Below are 17,387 nucleotides of genomic sequence, written 5' to 3'. Positions count from 1 at the left end.
AAACACCGAAGCCGCCCGGTTCGGACGGCTTGGTAACAGGGCCTGTTTCAGCTCACTGGCTTACCACTTGTAAGTGGCGCTGGCGACGACACTGCGCTGGTCGCCGTAGTAGCAGTAGAAGCTGTCGCAGGTGGAAATGTAGTCCTTGTCGAACAGGTTGGTCGCATTCACCGCCAGCGACGCACCTTTGAGGCTGTTGTCCAGACGGCCGAGATCATAATGCACGCTGGCGTCGAACACGGTGTAGGCGTCAGCCTTGCCCAGCCAGGTGTTGGCCTTGTCGCCGTAGGTGTTGCCGGTGTAGCGCACGCCGGCACCGATACCGAAACCGTCGAGCACGCCGGCGTGCCAGGTGTAGTCGGTCCACAGCGAGGCTTGTTGGTTGGGCATCAGTTGCAGACGGTTGCCCTTGTCGATGCCTTTCTGCACTTCCGACTTGGCCAGAGTGTAGGCGGCGATGACTTTGAGGTTATCGGTCACATCCGACACGGCCTCGAGTTCCAGGCCTTTGACCTTCACTTCGCCGGTCTGGCTGGTCACTGAAACGTTGTTGACGAAGGTGTTCACCGCGACGTTTTTCTGGGTCAGGTCATACACGGCGGCGGTCAGCAGAGTCTTGCTCCCCGGTGGCTGGTATTTGATGCCCAGTTCCCACTGCTTGCCTTCGGTTGGCTTGAGCGAGCCGGTCGAGGTGGCATCGGCGCCGGTGGTCGGCTGGAAGGATTCGGCGTAGGACAGGTACGGCACGAAGCCGTTGTCGAAGACGTAGCTGAGCGCCGCGTTGCCGCTGAATTTCTTGTCACGCTGGGTGTTGGTGGCGTCGCTCTGGTTGATGAATTGGGTGCTGGTGTGCACCCAGTCTTCACGGCCGCCGAGGGTGAGGCGCCACTGGTCGAGGGCCATTTGGTCCTGCACGTAGAGGCCGGTCTGGTAGGTCTTCTGGTTGTAGTCGTAAAACGCCGTGGAGCGTGCTGGACGTACGATCGGCTGGCCGTAGATCGGGTTGTTGACGTTGATGCTCGGCGCCGAACCGAAAATTGACGTGTAGTTGGTGTTGCTGCGCTGATGATCGAGACCCAGCAGCAGCGTATGGCTGATTTCGCCGGTGGCGAAGTCAGCCTGGAAATTGTTATCCACGGCAAACTGACTGATGTCTTCGTCGGCGTTAGTGGTACTGCGACCGACATTGCCTTGATCGTCCACGGTAAATCCGGCAAACGATGGGTTGTAACTGTTAACGGTCACGGTCTGGAACGACAGGTCAGATTTGGTGTAGCGCAGATTCTGCTTGAACTGCCAGACATCGTTGAGGCGATGTTCGAAGGCATAACCCAGCGCGTAATAGGTGCGGTCGTAATAATCGTAGTCGGGATCGCCGAGATTCTTGTGATGGGAAATCTTGCCGAACGGCATGTCGATCTTGGTGCCCTGGATGGGATAGAACTGGCTGGTGACGCCGGTATCATCGCGGGTGAACTGGCTCAGCAGAGTGATTTTTGTATCGTCGTCGATGTTCCAGGTCAGGCTCGGTGCGATGTTGTAGCGCTTGTTGTCGATGTGGTCGATTTGCGTATCGCTGTCGCGCACCACGCCGCTGAGGCCATAGAGAAACTGCCCGGCGTCATCGATCTTGCCGGTGCTGGCGAAGTTGATCTGGCGGTGATTGTCGCTGCCGTATTGCAACTGGATTTCGCTGCTGGCTTCAGCGCTCGGGCGGCGGCTGACCATGTCGAGCAAACCGCCCGGCGGGGTCTGGCCGTACACCGACGAGGCCGGGCCACGCAGCAGGGCGAGGCGGTCGAGGTTCCAGGTTTCCTGTTTCGGGTTGGCGTACACGCCTTTGGGCAGCGGCAGGCCATCGAGGAACTGGGTCGGCTCGAAACCGCGTACGCGCAGCCAGTCGGCACGGGTGTCGCTGCCGTAGCTGCTGGCGGTGATGCCCGGCATGTAGCGCACAGCGTCATCGAGGCTGTGCACGCTGCGGTCGTCCATTTGCTGGCGGGTCGCCACCGAGATCGAACGCGGTGCTTCGACCAGCGCAGTGTCGGTCTTGGTGCCGGCGGCGGTGCGGGTCGCGGTGTAGCCTTCGACCGGGCCCCAGGCGCTTTCGAAGTTTTCCACGCCGATGACCGAAGTTTCCGGCAGGGCCAGCGTGCCTTCAGGCACGGCCACCAAGGTGTAGGTGCCGGCGCTGCTCTGTTCCAGTTGCAGACCGGTACCGCGCAAAGCCGCGCGCAGGGCTCCGGCGGCGTCGTACTGGCCGTTGACCGGGGCCGAGGTCTTGCCGGCGGCCAGCGCAGGATTGAGCGACAGGGCGAGGCCGCCCTGGCTGGCGATCTGGTTCAGGGTGGTCGACAGCGGCGCCGCCGGCAGGTTGTAGGCGCGCACGCTGGACGCTTGCTCAGCGGCGAGCAACGGGCTGCTGATCAGCGGCGTGCCGAAAGCGATGGCAAAAGCCAGCAGACTGGGGCGCAACAAGGTGTCTGGCGAACGGGACATACGGCGGCTCCTGAATGGAAATATTTCTCAATTGCCTGTGTGCCGGACGAGATTGGAAAAGTGATAGGGCTCGGTGGAAATTATTTTTTGCTGGAAATGGTTGTGCGGCTGATGGCGCCTTCGCGAGCAGGCTCGCTCCCACATTGATCGTTCCCACGCTCCGCGTGGGAATGCCTCAATGGACGCTCTGCGTCCGCTTCGGCAGGGACGCAGAGCGTCCCGGGCTGCATTCCCACGCAGAGCGTGGGAACGATCATGTCAAGGGGAGGAGGGCTCCGTCTTCGCCACGGTTACCCAATACGGCGTATGCCGCTCGATCTGCACTGGCAGAGTCGGCAGCAAAGCACTCAGTGCCTTGTCGGTGTCATGCAACGGAAAGCTGCCGGTAATGCGCAGATCGGCCACTTCCGGCGCCACGCCCAGATGGCCACGACGATAGCGCCCGAGCTCATGCACCAGATCGCCCAGCCGCGCGTTGTCCACCACCAGCATGCCGCGCGTCCAGGCATCGGCGCCGGGGGCGAGGGCGGCAATCGAGCCCAGCCCGTCACTGCGCAGCAACACCTGCTGGCCTTCGCGCAGAATCTGTTCTTGCGAGTCGGCCTGGGCATGGGCCGCGACCGCCGACTGCAACACGCTCAGGCGGGTGCCATCGTCCTCGCGCTTGACCAGAAACCGCGTGCCCAGCGCGCGCATGCTGCCTTCGCGGGTTTCGACGATAAACGGCCGCGCATCGCCATGCCCGGTCTCGACGAGGATTTCGCCTTCCTGCAACACGATCAAGCGGCGCTCGTCATCGAAGCGTACGTCGACCGCGCTGTGGGTATTGAGGTTGAGCAGGGTGCCGTCGGACAGGCGCACGGTGCGCTGTTCACCGGTGGCGGTGCGCTGATCGGCGAGCCAGTAGTCCAGCGGCAGATAGCGCTCGCTGACAAACAGCCCGAGCCCGATGATCACCACGACACTGGCCAGCCCGCTGCCGAGTTTGCGCACGCGGCGGCGAATGCCTTCGCGCGATTGCAGCAACGCACTTCGGGCCGGGCCTTTGGCGACACTGAAGCGCTGATCGAGCATGCCCAACTGGCGCCAGGCGCGGGCATGTTCTTCATGGGCCGCGTGCCATTTGGCGAATTCCTCGCGCTCCAGTGCGGTGCTCGAATCGAGGGTCAATTGCCAGGCAATCGCCGCGTCCAGCACATGCGCCGGCACCGGCCGCGAACTGGCCGCCGTCATGTCGGCTCACCGTATAGGGCGACGTAACACTGGCGCAGGCCTTGCGCCAGATACTGCCGCACGCGCGGCACAGAGACGCCGAGTCTGGCGGCGATTTCGCCGTGGCTGAGGCCGTCGAGACGGTTGTACAGGAAGGCTGCGCGCGCCTTGGTCGACAGCTTGCCGAGCAGACGGTCGATGGCCTTGAGGTCGTCGAGGATCATTTGCTGTTCTTCCACCGACGGCTGTTCGTCTTCGGGGATCAGCATCAGTTCGGAGAGGTAGGCCTGTTCCAGCGCGGCGCGGCGGAAGTAGTCAAACAACAGGCCTTTGGCGATCGCCACCAGAAACGCCCGAGGTTCGCGCGGCGTCAGCAGCTGGTCGCGGTTGAGCAGGCGCACGAATGTGTCCTGGCTCAGGTCCTCGGCACGCTGCGGACACGCCACATTGCGCCGCAACCACGCCAGCAGCCAACCGCGATGGTCGCGATACATCGCACCGACGAGCTCACTGTGGGGGTTGGGCACTGACGACACCGGACATCACCGATTGGGAAATGTTAACTAACGAGAATAGTTCGCGATTCTGGCAGAGGTGGGAATGGTTAGCAATTGGCCACTGGTCAGGTGATCTGAAGCAACGCGTTGCCTTGTGGGAGCGAGCCTGCTCGCGAAGGCGGCTGGGGAGGTGCCGAAAAGCTAGAAGGACGGCGCCTGCTGCCGCCGCTTCCACTGGCTCAACCGCTGCTGCAACTGCAACGGACTGTAAATCTGCTGCGCCCGCGCTCGGCTGAACAGGATCAACGCCAACTCCGCCGTGGCCAGCGCATCGGCACTGGCGTTATGCCGTTCGAACACTTCCAGCCGGAACCACTCGATCCACTCATCCAGCCCGGCCTCGCGAATCTGCGCCTGCGGACACAGAAACGGCGCGATATCCGCCACATCCAGAAACACATGCTGCAGCTTATGCCCCAGGTGTTCTTTCACTGCGCGCCCGAGCATGTGCTGATCGAACGGCGCATGAAACGCCAGCACCGGGCTGTCGCCGATGAACTCCAGCAACTCCAGCAACGCTTCCGCCGGGTCGCTGCCTGCGGCAATCGCAGTCGGCCCCAAGCCATGAATCAGTACGCTGGGGCTGAGCTTCAGCTCGCGGCATTGCAGCGTGCGCTCGAACTGCTGACTGAAATCGATCGCACCGTCCTCGATCACCACCGCGCCGATCGACAGGACCCGATCCTTGCTCATATTCAGGCCGGTGGTTTCCAGGTCCAGCACCACCCAGCGCTGCTCGCGCAGGCTGCATTCGCTCAGCTCGGCAAGCGCCGGCAGCTTCGCCAGCCGCTGCTGCAAGTCCGCCGACACCACGGGGCTGGCCGGGCGTAGCCAGGAAAACAGGCTCATAGCTGATACCGCAAGCTCAGGCTGCTCTGCAGGCGTTGCGCCTGCCGCAGGGATTCACGCAGGATGCGCCGATCAAGGTGATTGAGGCTGTCGGGATCGACGCGGTTGGAGTACGGCTGATTTTCCCGGGTTTGCAACTGATGCTGCTGCATCCGCGTTTGCTGAATGAAGTGATAGGCCTCTTCATACGCCGCGCCGTCGAGCGGCTCGATGACTTGTTTATCGACCAATTGGCGGAAACGCTCGAGGGTGTTGTTGGCGTCGATGCCGTTGGCCAGCGCCAGCAAACGGGCACCGTCGACGAACGGCGTCAGACCCTGAATTTTCAGATCCAGCGTGGCTTTCTCACCGTTCTTGCGGGCCAGCACGAATTCACGGAATCGCCCAACGGGAGGGCGATTACGCAGCGCATTTTCGGCGAGCATGCGCTGGAACAGGCGGTTGTCGGCGACCTGATCGAGAATGCCACGGCGCAATTGCTCGCAGCCTTGTTCATCGCCCCAGACCACGCGCAGGTCGAAATAAATGCTCGAACCCAGCAGGTTCTCCGGCGTGGCTTCGCGGATGAACGCCGCGAAGCGTCGCGCCCATTCGGCCCGCGACAGACACAGCTCGGGATTGCCGGCCATGATGTTGCCCTTGCACAGGGTAAAGCCGCACTGCGCCAGGCTCTGGTTGATCTGCTGGGCAATCGGCAGCAGCTTGCCGCGTATCTCCGCCGCGTGCGCGGCATCGCGCGCGTCGAAGAGAATGCCGTTGTCCTGGTCGGTGTGCAGCGTCTGCTCGCGCCGGCCCTCGCTGCCGAAACACAGCCAGCTGAACGGCACGCCCGGGTCGCCTTTTTCCGCAAGGGTCAGTTCGATCACCCGACACACCGTGTGATCGTTGAGCAGGGTGATAATGTGAGTGATCTGCGTCGATGACGCGCCGTGGGCGAGCATGCGTTCGACCAGTTGGCCGATCTCGCCGCGCAAGGTCACCAGTTGCTCGATCCGTTGCGCGCTGCGGATGGTCCGGGCGAGGTGCACCAGATCGACCCGTTGCAGGGAGAACAGATCACGCTCGGACACCACGCCGCACAAGCGCTGATCCTTGACCAGACACACGTGGGCGATGTGCCGCTCGGTCATGGCGATCGCCGCATCGAAGGCACTGTGATCCGGCGACAGATAAAACGGTGATCGGGTCATGTGCTGTTCGATGGCGTCGCTGAAATCGCCGACACCTTCGGCGACCACATGGCGCAAATCGCGCAGGGTGAAAATCCCCAGCGGCGCCTTGTGCTCATCCACCGCGACGATGCTGCCGACCTGTTGCTCGTGCATCAGCTTCACCGCTTCACGCAGTGGCGTATCGGCGCTGCAAGTCACCGGATGGCGCATCGCAAGTTCACCGAGACGGGTGTTCAGCGAGTACTGGGTGCCGAGGGTCTCCACGGCTTTTTGCTGGACTTGCTGGTTGACCTGATCGAGCAGGCTGCTCACCCCACGCAAGGCGAAATCGCGGAAGGCGCTGGAAAGGGCGAACAGTTTGATGAACGCCAGTTTGTTCAGTTGCAGGCAAAAGGTGTCTTCGCCCGCCAGATGTTCGGTGCGTGTGGCGCGCTCACCGAGCAGCGCGGCGAGCGGAAAGCATTCGCCGGTGGTGATTTCGAAGGTGGTTTCGGTGCCGGGCTTGGTGATGTGCTGGCGTTCGCCGACCACCCGACCCTGTTTGACGATATAAAAGTGCTCCACCGGGCCGTCAGCCGGTTTGATGATGCTCTCGCCCTGGGCAAAAAAACGCAGCTGACATTGCTCCACCAGATAGGCGAGGTGGGCGTGTTCCATCTGATTGAAGGGCGGGAAGCGCTGGAGGAATTGCAGGGTGCCCTGAATGTTCTGCAACACCGCGGTTTTCCCTGCCTGGGTGAAGGCGTCCGCTTTGCTCATAACCATTACCGCAGTCTTTTTCGAATTGTTGTTGTCGGATCGTTGCCACCATGGTCGGCCCCGGCGGGCAGGGTGCCCATTGGACGTAAGTCTAGGTTTTGCCACCATTGGCCGATTTTCGGAAATAACCTACGCAAAAGCTCGGAAAAGCTTGCGCTAGCCACTTGGAAAAAATTCCGACGAAGTGCACATTGAAGCGCTGTCCGGTGATGTCTGACGACTTGCCAGGGATTGTTTGAACATTTAGAGAGCGCCATGTCCGACCACGATATTTTGAGCGACGCCGAGCGGGAAGCGCTCAGCGCAGTGATGCTCGAACCCGATCTGCCGCCGCAGCGTGTCCTGATCGTCGACGACGACAAGGACGCCCGCGAGCTGTTGTCGGAGATTCTCGCGCTGGACGGCATTCGCTGCATGACCGCAGCCAGCGGTGAAACCGCGCTGAAAATGCTCGATGAAAAGCCTTCGATCGGCCTTGTGATTACCGACCTGCGCATGGGCAATGTCGACGGCCTCGAGCTGATTCGCCAGGTGCGTGAATCGGTACGGGCAGCGATGCCGATCATCATCGTCTCCGGCGATGCCGACGTGAAAGACGCGATCGAAGCGATGCATTTGAGCGTGGTGGATTTTCTGCTCAAGCCGATTGATACGGGGAAGTTGCTTGAGTTGGTGAAACACGAATTGGGCATCGAGCCCTGAATATTTGAGGATGATCGTTCCCACGCTCTGCGTGGGAATGCATCAATGGACGCTCCGCGTCCGCTGTTGTGGGACGCGGAGCGTCCCGGGCTGCATTCCCACGCGGAGCGTGGGAACGATCAATCCGCCTCCGAACACATAAACAAAAGGGCCCTGATCTCTCGATCAGGGCCTTTTTCATTCCAACCATCAACTCAAGTCACAGACCATTCTTGGCCTTGAACTCGCGACGACGACGGTGCAGCACCGGCTCGGTGTAGCCGTTCGGCTGCCTGGTGCCTTCGATCACCAGTTCGACCGCCGCCTGGAAGGCGATGTTGCTGTCGAAGTCCGGTGCCAGCGGGCGATACAGCGGGTCGTTGGCGTTCTGGCGGTCAACCACCGGCGCCATGCGCTTAAGGCTTTCCATCACTTGCTCTTGGCTGACGATACCGTGGCGCAGCCAGTTGGCGATGTGCTGGCTGGAGATACGCAGCGTCGCACGGTCTTCCATCAGGCCGACGTCGTTGATATCCGGGACTTTGGAGCAACCGACACCCTGGTCGATCCAGCGCACCACGTAACCGAGAATGCCCTGGGAGTTGTTGTCCAGTTCGTTCTTGATCTGCTCTGGCGTCCAGCTTGGGTTCACTGCCAGTGGAATGGTCAGGATGTCGTCCACCGAGGCGCGCGCACGTTTGGCCAGTTCGGCCTGACGCGCAAACACGTCAACCTTGTGGTAGTGCAGCGCGTGCAGCGCAGCGGCGGTCGGCGATGGCACCCAGGCAGTGTTGGCGCCGGCCAGAGGGTGAGCGATTTTCTGCTCGAGCATCGCTGCCATCAGATCCGGCATGGCCCACATGCCTTTACCGATTTGCGCACGACCTTGCAGGCCGGTGCTCAGACCGATGTCGACGTTCCAGTTTTCGTAGGCGCCGATCCACTTCTCGGCCTTCATGTCCGCCTTGCGCACCACTGGACCGGCCTCCATGGAGGTGTGGATTTCGTCGCCGGTGCGGTCGAGGAAGCCGGTGTTGATGAACACCACGCGCTCGCTGGCGGCCTTGATGCAGGCCTTGAGGTTGACCGTGGTGCGGCGCTCCTCGTCCATGATCCCGACTTTCAGGGTGTTGCGCGGCAGGCGCAGGACGTCTTCGATACGCCCGAACAGCTCGTTGGTGAACGCCGCTTCTTCCGGGCCGTGCATTTTCGGTTTGACGATGTACACCGAACCGGTGCGGGTGTTGCGCCGCGAGGTGTTGCCGTTGAGGTTGTGCATTGCTGCCAGGCAAGTCACCAGACCATCGAGGATACCTTCCGGTACTTCGTTGCCTTGACTGTCGAGGATCGCATCGATGGTCATCAGATGGCCGACGTTGCGCACGAACAACAGCGAACGACCGTGCAGGGTCACTTCACCGCCATTGGGCGCGGTGTAGGTGCGATCCGGGTTCATGGTGCGGGTGAAGGTCTGGCCGCCCTTGGACACGGATTCTGCGAGGTCACCCTTCATCAGGCCGAGCCAGTTGCGGTAGATCACCACTTTGTCGTCGGCATCGACGGCGGCCACGGAGTCTTCGCAGTCCATGATCGTGGTCAGCGCCGCTTCCATGAGAATGTCTTTGACGCCGGCGGCGTCGGTCTGGCCGACCGGGGTGCTGGCGTCGATCTGGATTTCGAAGTGCAGGCCGTTGTGCTTGAGCAGCACCGCGATCGGCGCGTTGGCGTCGCCCTGGAAACCGATCAACTGAGCGTCATCGCGCAGGCCACTGTTGCTGCCGCCCTTGAGCGTCACGACCAGTTTGCCGTCAGCGATTTTGTAGCCGGTCGAATCGACGTGGGAGCCTGCAGCCAGAGGCGCGGCTTCGTCGAGGAAGGCGCGGGCGAAGGCGATGACTTTGTCGCCACGCACCTTGTTGTAGCCTTTGCCTTTTTCCGCGCCGCCGTCTTCGCTGATCGCGTCGGTGCCGTAGAGAGCGTCGTACAGCGAACCCCAGCGGGCGTTCGAAGCATTGAGCGCGAAGCGCGCATTCATCACCGGCACGACCAGTTGCGGGCCGGCGGTGCGGGCGATTTCATCATCGACGTTTTGCGTCGTGGCCTGGAAATCAGCTGCTTCTGGCAGCAGATAACCGATCTCTTGCAGGAAAGCTTTGTAGGCCACGGCATCGTGCGCCTGGCCGGCATGCTGCTGATGCCAGGCATCGATGCGCGCCTGGAAGTCATCGCGTTTGGCGAGTAGGGCTTTGTTCTTCGGCGCCAGGTCGTGAATGACCTTGTCGGCACCTTCCCAGAATTGTTCGGCGGTGAGGCCGGTACCGGGAATGGCTTCGTTGTTCACGAAGTCGAACAGGACTTTGGCGACCTGCAGGCCACCGACTTGAACGTGTTCAGTCATTGCTTGCCTCACTCTGCTCAGCTATTTCGCTTTTCAGCTCGTCAATTTAACAATGAAGCTTCCGGCCATTTAAACCACAAACCTGCGGACCAGTACATGCCATTACTGGCGGCTGGGCTAGGACCAATCAACGGCTTGGAGGCCTTGCTGACGGGGCTTTCAGGGTTGCGAAGGGCCTTGGGCAGACATCGATCCAGCGTTATGTAGTGCGCGCTGCGGCATACTACATGATGAGTTGCGCTTGTGAAAATCAGACTAATTACGTCGTTCTGCGACCTCATGACGCATTGCGGTCACGTCGCGGAACGGGATGTTCTCAAAAAAGCATTGGATTGTTCCAGTTAAATATCGAAAGTTGTACACATAATTACTGTGGGCCTGCTAAGGAGCAATTCGGGTGTAACGATTTGTGGCGAGGGGATTTATCCCCGTTGGGTGGCGAAGCCGCCCCCTGCGGTCCGGCTGGCAGACCCAATTGACAGGACTCACGACTGCTGCGCAGCCGGACGGGGATAAATCCCCTCGCCACAGGTCATCATCTGCCAGCACTGGGTCAGGCTGAATCAATCCGCTTGCCTATACTTGCCCTTCGATAACAAAAGTCATGACAAGAGGGCTGCGCCATGGACCATCTCGTACTCACCGTTTTCGCCCCGGACAAGCCCGGGCAGGTCGAGCGCATCGCCCAATGCATTGCCGAGCACGGCGGCAACTGGCTGGAAAGCCGCATGTCGCGCATGGCCGGGCAGTTCGCCGGGATTCTGCGCGTGGGTGTGCCGGCGGAGGCTTACGACGAACTGGTCGATGCCCTGCAAGCGCTGTCGGCCCATGGCATTCGGGTATTGATTGCCGAAAGCGGAGTGGAGCAGTCCTGCACGTGGAAACCGATCGCCATGGAACTGGTCGGCAATGACCGACCGGGTATCGTCCGCGATATCACTCGGCTGTTGAGCGAGCAGGGCGTAAACCTGGAGCGACTGGTAACTGAGGTGCGCCCGGCGCCGATGAGCAGCGAGCCGCTGTTTCACGCCGAGGCGATTCTCGCGGTACCACTGACGCTGTCGCTGGATGTGTTGCAGGCGCGCCTGGAAACCCTGGCCGATGATCTGATGGTCGAACTGGTGTTACGCACAGAGGTTTAAGCGCAGACAGGGTTATTCAGGTTTAACGTGCACCTGCCTGTGGATAACCTGTAGAGACAGACCGCCACGCCACGCCGGCCGTGGCTTTGCGCAGGTTGATCAAAAAACCGCCAACATTCAGTGACTTGCGCAAAAACGGCGGGGATCACGCTGTGGATAAGCTTGGGAAGGAACGATGCAGGCCACGAGAACCGTGGCCTGCGGAGCTTTGTGCGTTTTTTGATCAGGCGCGCCGGCGCAAACTTATCCACGCATCAACGCTATAGACCGCCAGACCGGCCCAGATAAACATGAACGCGACCAGCGTGCTCGAAGATAAGTGCTCGCCAAACAGCAGCACGGCTTGCAGCAACACCAGCGTCGGCGCGATGTATTGCAGGAAGCCGATGGTGGTGTAGGGCAGGTGGCGGGTGGCGGCGTTGAAACACACCAATGGCACCAGCGTCACCGGGCCGGCAGCCACCAGCCACCAGGCTTCGGATGTGGTCCAGAAGGCCGGCTGCACGCTGGTGGCAGTCTGATTGAACAGCAACCACGCAATTGCGATCGGCACCAGCATCCAGGTTTCCACTACCAGCCCCGGCAGCGCTTTGACCGGCGCCTGCTTGCGGATCAGGCCGTAGAAACCGAAGGTCAGCGCCAGCGCCAGCGACACCCACGGCAGACTGCCGACCTGCCATACCTGCTGCGCCACGCCGATGGCAGCCAGCCCGACCGCCACCCACTGCATGCGCCGCAGCCGTTCGCCAAGGATCACCATGCCCAACAGCACGTTGACCAGCGGATTGATGTAGTAACCCAGACTCGCCTCGAGCATGCGGCCGTTGTTCACCGACCACACGTAGGTCAGCCAGTTGGCCGCGATCAACGTGCCGCTCAAGGCCAGAATCGCCAGACGTTTGGGGTTGTCGAGCAACTCGCGCAACCAGCCCGGGTGTTTCCACACCATCAGCAGCAACGCACCGAACAGCGCCGACCACAGCACCCGATGGATGATGATCTCGACGGCCGGGACTTCGGCGATGGCTTTGAAATAGATCGGGAACAGGCCCCAGATGATGTAGGCGCTCAGGCCCAGAATGTACCCGCGACGCGGGTTGGCGGCTTGCATGCAGAATCCTTGCTCAGGCAGCTGACAAAGGAGGGATTGTAAGGAGATTTGTCCGCGAATGTCGTAGACCGATGTTCATAGAATTGTGAACACCGATCTTGTGGGAGCGAGCCTGCTCGCGAAGGCGGTCTGACATTCAACATCGATGTTGCCTGAAATGACGCCTTCGCGAGCAGGCTCGCTCCCACAGGGTTCAGGTTTGAATCAGAAGAGTTTCAGCGGTTCTTCATTCAGTGCCGCCAACTGCTCACGCAACGCCAGCACCTGGTCGCCCCAATACCGCTCCGTGCCAAACCACGGAAAGCTGTGCGGGAACGCCGGGTCGTCCCAGCGTCGCGCCAGCCAGGCGCTGTAGTGCATCAGGCGCAAGGCGCGCAACGGTTCGATGAGCGCCAGTTCGCGCGGGTCGAAATCATGGAATTCGTTGTAGCCGTCCATCAATTCCGACAATTGTCCCAAGCATTCCTGCCGGTCACCGGCGAGCATCATCCAGATGTCCTGCACTGCAGGGCCCATGCGGCAGTCGTCGAGGTCGACGATGTGGAACATCTCGTCGCGGCACATCATGTTGCCGGGGTGGCAGTCACCGTGCATGCGGATGTTCTGGTGCGGCGTAGCGGCGTAGACATCTTCGACGCGTTTGAGCAGGTCGCGGGCAACCGACTCGTACGCCGGCAGCAGGCTCTTGGGAATGAAGTTGCCCTCAAGCAGGGTGTTCAGCGAGGCATGGCCGAAGTTCTGCACGGTGAGGGCTTCTCGGTGCTTGAACGGCTTGGTGCCGCCCACCGCATGCATGCGCCCGAGCAACTGGCCGAGGCGATAGAGTTGATCAAGATTGCCCGGCTCCGGCGCCCGGCCACCACGACGCGGGAACAGGGTGAAGCGGAAACCGGCGTGCTCATGCAGGGTTTCGCCGTTATGAATCAGCGGCGCTACCACCGGAATGTCGATGTCGGCCAGTTCGAAGGTGAACTGGTGCTCTTCGAGGATGGCCTCGTTGGTCCAGCGCTGCGGACGATAGAACTTGGCAATCAGCGGCTCGGAGTCTTCGATACCGACCTGATACACACGGTTTTCGTAGCTGTTGAGCGCCAGAATGCGCGCGTCGCTGAGAAAACCGATGCTTTCAACGGCATCCAGGACGAGATCGGGGGTGAGGGTTTCAAACGGGTGGGCCATGCTGACTCCTGCGCGCAGCAGGCTGCTGCGTCCGGCCCGGCATGGTAGCGCAGATGGCGGCGGCGGAGGTGGTTGGTGTCACTGTTGATGCATCGCTGGCAAGCCAGCTCCCACAGGTTTTGCGCAAGACCTGTGGGAGCTGGCTTGCCAGCGATGATGGTTTATCAGGCGCCGACAATCCCGCCGTCTTCGCGGGTAATCGCCATCACCGAAGACCTTGGCTTGCCATTGGGCAGGTGCTCGGGGAAGGTCGAACCGCCGTTCTCGCCTGGATGCTGGATGCCGACAAACAGGGTCTTCTGATCAGGCGAGAAGCTGATTCCGGTCACTTCACAACCCACCGGCCCAACCATGAAACGGCGAATCTCACCGGTCGCAGGATCGGCGCAGAGCATCTGGTTGTTGCCCATGCCGGCGAAGTCGCCAGCGTTGCTCGAGTCGCCGTCGGTGAGAATCCACAGGCGTCCGGCCTTGTCGAAACCCAGACCGTCGGGGCTGTTGAACATGTTCTGCGGGGTGATGTTGGATGAGCCACCCTTCGGCGTCCCGGCATGCACGCCCGGGTTGCCGGCGACCACAAACAGATCCCAGGCAAACGTCTTCGAGGCGTGATCGTTGCGGTCGGTACGCCAGCGCAGAATCTGCCCGTAAACGTTCTTCTCGCGCGGGTTTGGACCGCCCACCGGTTGGCCGTCTTCACCGCGCTTGGCGTTGTTGGTCAGGGTGCAATAAACCTGGCCGTCCTTGGGGCTGACGACGATCCACTCCGGGCGGTCCATGCGCGTTGCGCCAACCACGCTGGCGGCAAGGCGCGCGTGGATCAGCACTTCGGCCTGATCGGCAAACCCGCTGCTGGCGTCGATGCCGTTCTTGCCGTGGGTCAGTTCGATCCACTGGCCCCGGCCTTTCGGGTGATCAGGGTTGCCGTCGCCGGCATCGAATTTGGCCACATACAACGTGCCGTGATCGAGGATGTCGCGGTTGGCTTTCTGATTGCGATGGTTGATGCGGTCGCGGCTGACGAATTTGTAGATGAACTCGCCACGTTCGTCGTCGCCCATGTAAACCACAGCGCGACCATCGTCGGTCTCGGCGAGTGCGGCGTTTTCATGCTTGAAGCGGCCCAGCGCGGTGCGTTTGACCGGAGTCGATTGCGGATCGAATGGGTCGATCTCGACCACCCAGCCGTGACGGTTGAGCTCGTTGGGGTTCTTGGCCATGTCGAAGCGCGGGTCGTGCGGGTGCCAGTTGATGTCTTTGCTGCTGGCGACAACGCCGTAGCGCTTTTGCGCGGCATCGAATTGCTGCTGGGCGTTGCTGCTGCCGAAGCAGTCGGTGAAGTTTTCTTCGCAGGTCAGGTAGGTGCCCCACGGCGTCTTGCCGTTGGCGCAGTTCTGGAAGGTGCCGAGGACTTTTTTGCCGTGCTTGTCGGCGGCGGTTTTCATCAAGTCGTGGCCGCGGGCCGGACCGCTGATGCGCAGCGGCGAGTTACCGTGAATCCGACGGTTGTAGCGCGAGCCCTGGACGAATTGCCACTGGCCGTTCTTGCGCTGCACTTCGATCACCGACACGCCTTCGCAGGCCAATGCCTTGCGCACGTCTTCAGCCGACTGCGGCATGCCGCCATGCGGATATAGATAGCGATAGTTGGTGTATTCGTTGTTGATCGCCATCAGCGCGCGGTTCTTGTCGTCCGGGAAGGCGAACAGGCTCATGCCGTCGTTGTTGTCGCCGAACTGCACTTCCTGTGCGGCAGCGGTGCCGTTACCGCTCGGATCGAAGGCCGGGCCGTTCTTGTACAACGGCTGGCCCCAACTGATCAGCACCGAAGACTTGTAGCCCTTGGGCAGGCTGATGGCGTCGGTGGTCGCCGCCGGAATGCTCTCGAAACCGAGCAGGCGGCTGTTGCCGGCGCTGACGCTGGCGGCCATGACGCTGCGGCTCAGCAGGTTGCCGCCGAGGAACATCGCCGCGCCGCACAAGGCACCGGCGCTGATGAAACCGCGACGGCTGAGGCCGACCATTTTTTCCAGATCAGTGGATTGGTTTTCTTCTAATAGGCTCACATCAGGCTCCCTGCTTGGTTATGGGCAACACCTTAATGCGGGTCGATGACGCTTTTGTGGCAAGGACAAATCAGAGCGGCGTGCCGATCAGCACGTTGGACGGCGCGCATTGCACCTGCACCGCAGACCCCACGGCGAGTTGCTGGTTGCGCAAGTGCAGCGGTTCGGCCAAGGCGCAAAGTGTGTGGCCGTTGGGCAGGGAAATGCGCACCTCGCTGGGACCGTCCTCGGCATCGAGGATGGCTTCGATGGTGCCGCGCAGGACATTGTGTCCGGGCGTGGCCGGCTGATCGGCGCCGAGCAACTCAAGCCAGCCAGCCTTGATCAGCGCCATCACTTCGGTACCGATCTGCAATTCCAGATGCACGGTGCTGTCGTGGGTTATCTGTGCCTCCAGAGCAATGCCTTCGGCCAGTTCGAGGCGGATCAGATCGTTGCGCCCCTGCGCCTGAATGGCCGCGACCGTGCCATGCAACTGATTGCGCGCGCTGGTCCTGAGCATCAGCCGCCCAAGCAGGTCGAGATCACTGGCGTCTTCCGCCGCTTCCAGCACCTGCGCCTGCAACGCCTGCAATTTCTGATACAGGCGCAGCACCCGCTCGCCCTCGCTGGACAGTCTGGCGCCGCCACCACCCTTGCCACCCACCACGCGCTCGACCAAGGGTTTCTGCGCCAGGTTGTTCAACTCATCGATCGCATCCCATGCCGCCTTGTAACTGAGCCCCGCGCTTTTCGCCGCACGGGTGATCGAGCCCTGCTCGGCGATGTGTTGCAGCAGGGCAATGCGCTGCGGACGGCGGACGATGTGTTGGGAGAGCAGGGTGGGCAGGGACATATCAGAACGCTTCTGGCTCGGGCGATGAGAGGGACGTTGGCCACTTGCAACGCATGAGTCAAGCCTGACGCAAAGCCCCCTGTGGGAGCGAGCCTGCTCGCGAAAGCGGTCTGACCAACAACATCTTTGTTGAATGTGACACCGATTCGCGAGCAGGAGATCTGTATTCGCTTCAGGTACCGGGTTTCGGCGTACGGGCCAGGCAATACACATCGACCCGCGCCGCACCTGCATTCATCAACAACCGCGCCAGTGCCTGAGCGGTCGCGCCCGTGGTCAGAACATCATCCACCAGCGCGAAATGGCGGCCGCTTACCTCTGCATCAGGCGCCAGCGCAAAGGCATTGCGCAAATTGCGTTTGCGCGCCTTGGCGTCGAGATCCTGTTGGGCGTTGGTGTCGATGACTCGCCGCAGCAGCTGTTCTTCACAGGGCAAACCCAGCGAAACACTCAACCAGCGCGCGAGCATCGCCGCCTGATTGAATCCTCGCCGACGCAGGCGTTTATTCGCCAACGGCACCGGTAGCAACACATCGGGTCGCGGCAAGTCCTCGGCGAAGCGATGCTGCAGGTATTGGCCGAGAACGTCGGCGAGCAGGTGACCAAACGGCCATTTTGCGTTGTGTTTAAAGCGTGTAATCAGACTGTCCACGGGGAAGCCATAAACCCAGGGCACGGCGACCTGCTCGAAGGCCGGAGGCTCTAGCAGGCACTCGCCGCAAGTCAGGCCATCCGCCGCCAGCGGCAAAGCGCAGCTCTGACAATGGCTGCCGAGCCAGGGCAATTCGGTTTCGCAGGCCTCGCACATTGGCATTTGTGCTTCTGCGGGCTCATCGCACAGCAAACAGGTCTGTACGTTTTTTAAACAGATGTAAACCTGTCCTTGGTATTGCGGTTGACAGCGCATCGCTCTTCCTTAAATATGCC

At 61.3% G+C, this 17,387-nt stretch carries 13 protein-coding genes; 2 read left to right on the top strand and 11 right to left on the bottom strand.

Going from position 1 to position 17,387, the window contains the following annotated elements; all coding sequences use genetic code 11:
- Positions 1 to 60 precede the first annotated feature (60 nt).
- From BXA01_RS13605 to BXA01_RS13585, 5 genes are all read right to left on the bottom strand, one after another.
- A complete protein-coding gene (locus BXA01_RS13605) occupies positions 61 to 2,499 on the bottom strand; it encodes a TonB-dependent siderophore receptor (RefSeq protein WP_076564379.1) in 2,439 nt (812 codons plus the stop codon).
- Between the two features lie 258 nt (positions 2,500 to 2,757).
- On the bottom strand, positions 2,758 to 3,732 hold the full coding sequence (locus BXA01_RS13600) for a FecR domain-containing protein (RefSeq protein ID WP_076564378.1): 975 nt from the start codon (positions 3,730 to 3,732) through the stop codon (positions 2,758 to 2,760).
- Positions 3,729 to 4,205 (bottom strand): RNA polymerase sigma factor, encoded by a 477-nt coding sequence (locus tag BXA01_RS13595; protein WP_231991046.1) that lies wholly within the window; start codon positions 4,203 to 4,205, stop codon positions 3,729 to 3,731. The genes BXA01_RS13600 and BXA01_RS13595 overlap by 4 nt, the downstream gene beginning before the upstream one ends.
- 204 nt (positions 4,206 to 4,409) lie before the next feature.
- Positions 4,410 to 5,117, bottom strand: a complete 708-nt coding sequence (locus BXA01_RS13590) for a 3'-5' exonuclease (protein WP_076564376.1) — start codon at positions 5,115 to 5,117, stop codon at positions 4,410 to 4,412.
- Positions 5,114 to 7,048: a putative nucleotidyltransferase substrate binding domain-containing protein gene (locus BXA01_RS13585; protein WP_305885242.1), complete on the bottom strand. Its 1,935-nt coding sequence runs from the start codon at positions 7,046 to 7,048 to the stop codon at positions 5,114 to 5,116. The genes BXA01_RS13590 and BXA01_RS13585 overlap by 4 nt, the downstream gene beginning before the upstream one ends.
- Positions 7,049 to 7,303: 255 nt before the next feature.
- Here BXA01_RS13585 and BXA01_RS13580 point away from each other — a divergent pair, with 255 nt between their 5' ends.
- On the top strand, positions 7,304 to 7,750 hold the full coding sequence (locus BXA01_RS13580; RefSeq protein WP_016772851.1) for a response regulator: 447 nt from the start codon (positions 7,304 to 7,306) through the stop codon (positions 7,748 to 7,750).
- A gap of 199 nt (positions 7,751 to 7,949) precedes the next feature.
- On the opposite strand, the gene BXA01_RS13575 is transcribed toward BXA01_RS13580, so the two are convergent.
- On the bottom strand, positions 7,950 to 10,127 hold the full coding sequence (locus BXA01_RS13575) for a malate synthase G (RefSeq protein WP_076564374.1): 2,178 nt from the start codon (positions 10,125 to 10,127) through the stop codon (positions 7,950 to 7,952).
- A gap of 623 nt (positions 10,128 to 10,750) precedes the next feature.
- On the opposite strand from BXA01_RS13575, the gene BXA01_RS13570 reads away from it, so the two are divergent.
- A complete protein-coding gene (locus tag BXA01_RS13570) occupies positions 10,751 to 11,269 on the top strand; it encodes a glycine cleavage system protein R (protein ID WP_016772854.1) in 519 nt (172 codons plus the stop codon).
- 223 nt (positions 11,270 to 11,492) lie between these two features.
- Here the strand turns inward: BXA01_RS13570 and rarD are convergent, their stop codons facing one another.
- The 5 genes from rarD to BXA01_RS13545 all read right to left on the bottom strand — a co-directional run bounded on the left by rarD (position 11,493) and on the right by BXA01_RS13545 (position 17,367).
- Positions 11,493 to 12,380 carry an EamA family transporter RarD gene (gene rarD, locus BXA01_RS13565; protein ID WP_041476730.1) on the bottom strand — a complete coding sequence of 296 codons (888 nt, stop codon included), beginning with the start codon at positions 12,378 to 12,380 and terminating at the stop codon, positions 11,493 to 11,495.
- Positions 12,381 to 12,584: 204 nt separating this feature from the next.
- On the bottom strand, positions 12,585 to 13,559 hold the full coding sequence (locus tag BXA01_RS13560; protein ID WP_076564373.1) for a serine/threonine protein kinase: 975 nt from the start codon (positions 13,557 to 13,559) through the stop codon (positions 12,585 to 12,587).
- A gap of 164 nt (positions 13,560 to 13,723) precedes the next feature.
- Entirely contained in the window at positions 13,724 to 15,625 is a 1,902-nt protein-coding gene (locus BXA01_RS13555) for a PhoX family protein (protein ID WP_076564372.1), read from the bottom strand.
- A gap of 70 nt (positions 15,626 to 15,695) precedes the next feature.
- A complete protein-coding gene (locus tag BXA01_RS13550; protein ID WP_076564371.1) occupies positions 15,696 to 16,460 on the bottom strand; it encodes a TOBE domain-containing protein in 765 nt (254 codons plus the stop codon).
- A gap of 172 nt (positions 16,461 to 16,632) precedes the next feature.
- Complete coding sequence (locus BXA01_RS13545) at positions 16,633 to 17,367, bottom strand: ComF family protein (RefSeq protein WP_076564370.1); 735 nt, start codon at positions 17,365 to 17,367, stop codon at positions 16,633 to 16,635.
- Positions 17,368 to 17,387 lie beyond the last annotated feature (20 nt).

The sequence above is a fragment of the Pseudomonas sp. B10 genome, assembly GCF_900156235.1.
Lineage (GTDB): Bacteria > Pseudomonadota > Gammaproteobacteria > Pseudomonadales > Pseudomonadaceae > Aquipseudomonas > Aquipseudomonas siliginis.
This window is presented reverse-complemented; position numbering and strand designations above follow the sequence as displayed.

Coding starts and splice junctions, on each gene's coding strand:
- BXA01_RS13600 (WP_076564378.1), bottom strand. CDS start 3,732: ATGACGGCGGCCAGTTCGCGGCCGGTGCCGGCGCATGTGCTGGACGCG.
- BXA01_RS13575 (WP_076564374.1), bottom strand. CDS start 10,127: ATGACTGAACACGTTCAAGTCGGTGGCCTGCAGGTCGCCAAAGTCCTG.
- BXA01_RS13545 (WP_076564370.1), bottom strand. CDS start 17,367: ATGCGCTGTCAACCGCAATACCAAGGACAGGTTTACATCTGTTTAAAA.
- BXA01_RS13605 (WP_076564379.1), bottom strand. CDS start 2,499: ATGTCCCGTTCGCCAGACACCTTGTTGCGCCCCAGTCTGCTGGCTTTT.
- BXA01_RS13550 (WP_076564371.1), bottom strand. CDS start 16,460: ATGTCCCTGCCCACCCTGCTCTCCCAACACATCGTCCGCCGTCCGCAG.
- BXA01_RS13595 (WP_231991046.1), bottom strand. CDS start 4,205: ATGTATCGCGACCATCGCGGTTGGCTGCTGGCGTGGTTGCGGCGCAAT.
- rarD (WP_041476730.1), bottom strand. CDS start 12,380: ATGCAAGCCGCCAACCCGCGTCGCGGGTACATTCTGGGCCTGAGCGCC.
- BXA01_RS13560 (WP_076564373.1), bottom strand. CDS start 13,559: ATGGCCCACCCGTTTGAAACCCTCACCCCCGATCTCGTCCTGGATGCC.
- BXA01_RS13570 (WP_016772854.1), top strand. CDS start 10,751: ATGGACCATCTCGTACTCACCGTTTTCGCCCCGGACAAGCCCGGGCAG.
- BXA01_RS13585 (WP_305885242.1), bottom strand. CDS start 7,048: ATGAGCAAAGCGGACGCCTTCACCCAGGCAGGGAAAACCGCGGTGTTG.
- BXA01_RS13580 (WP_016772851.1), top strand. CDS start 7,304: ATGTCCGACCACGATATTTTGAGCGACGCCGAGCGGGAAGCGCTCAGC.
- BXA01_RS13590 (WP_076564376.1), bottom strand. CDS start 5,117: ATGAGCCTGTTTTCCTGGCTACGCCCGGCCAGCCCCGTGGTGTCGGCG.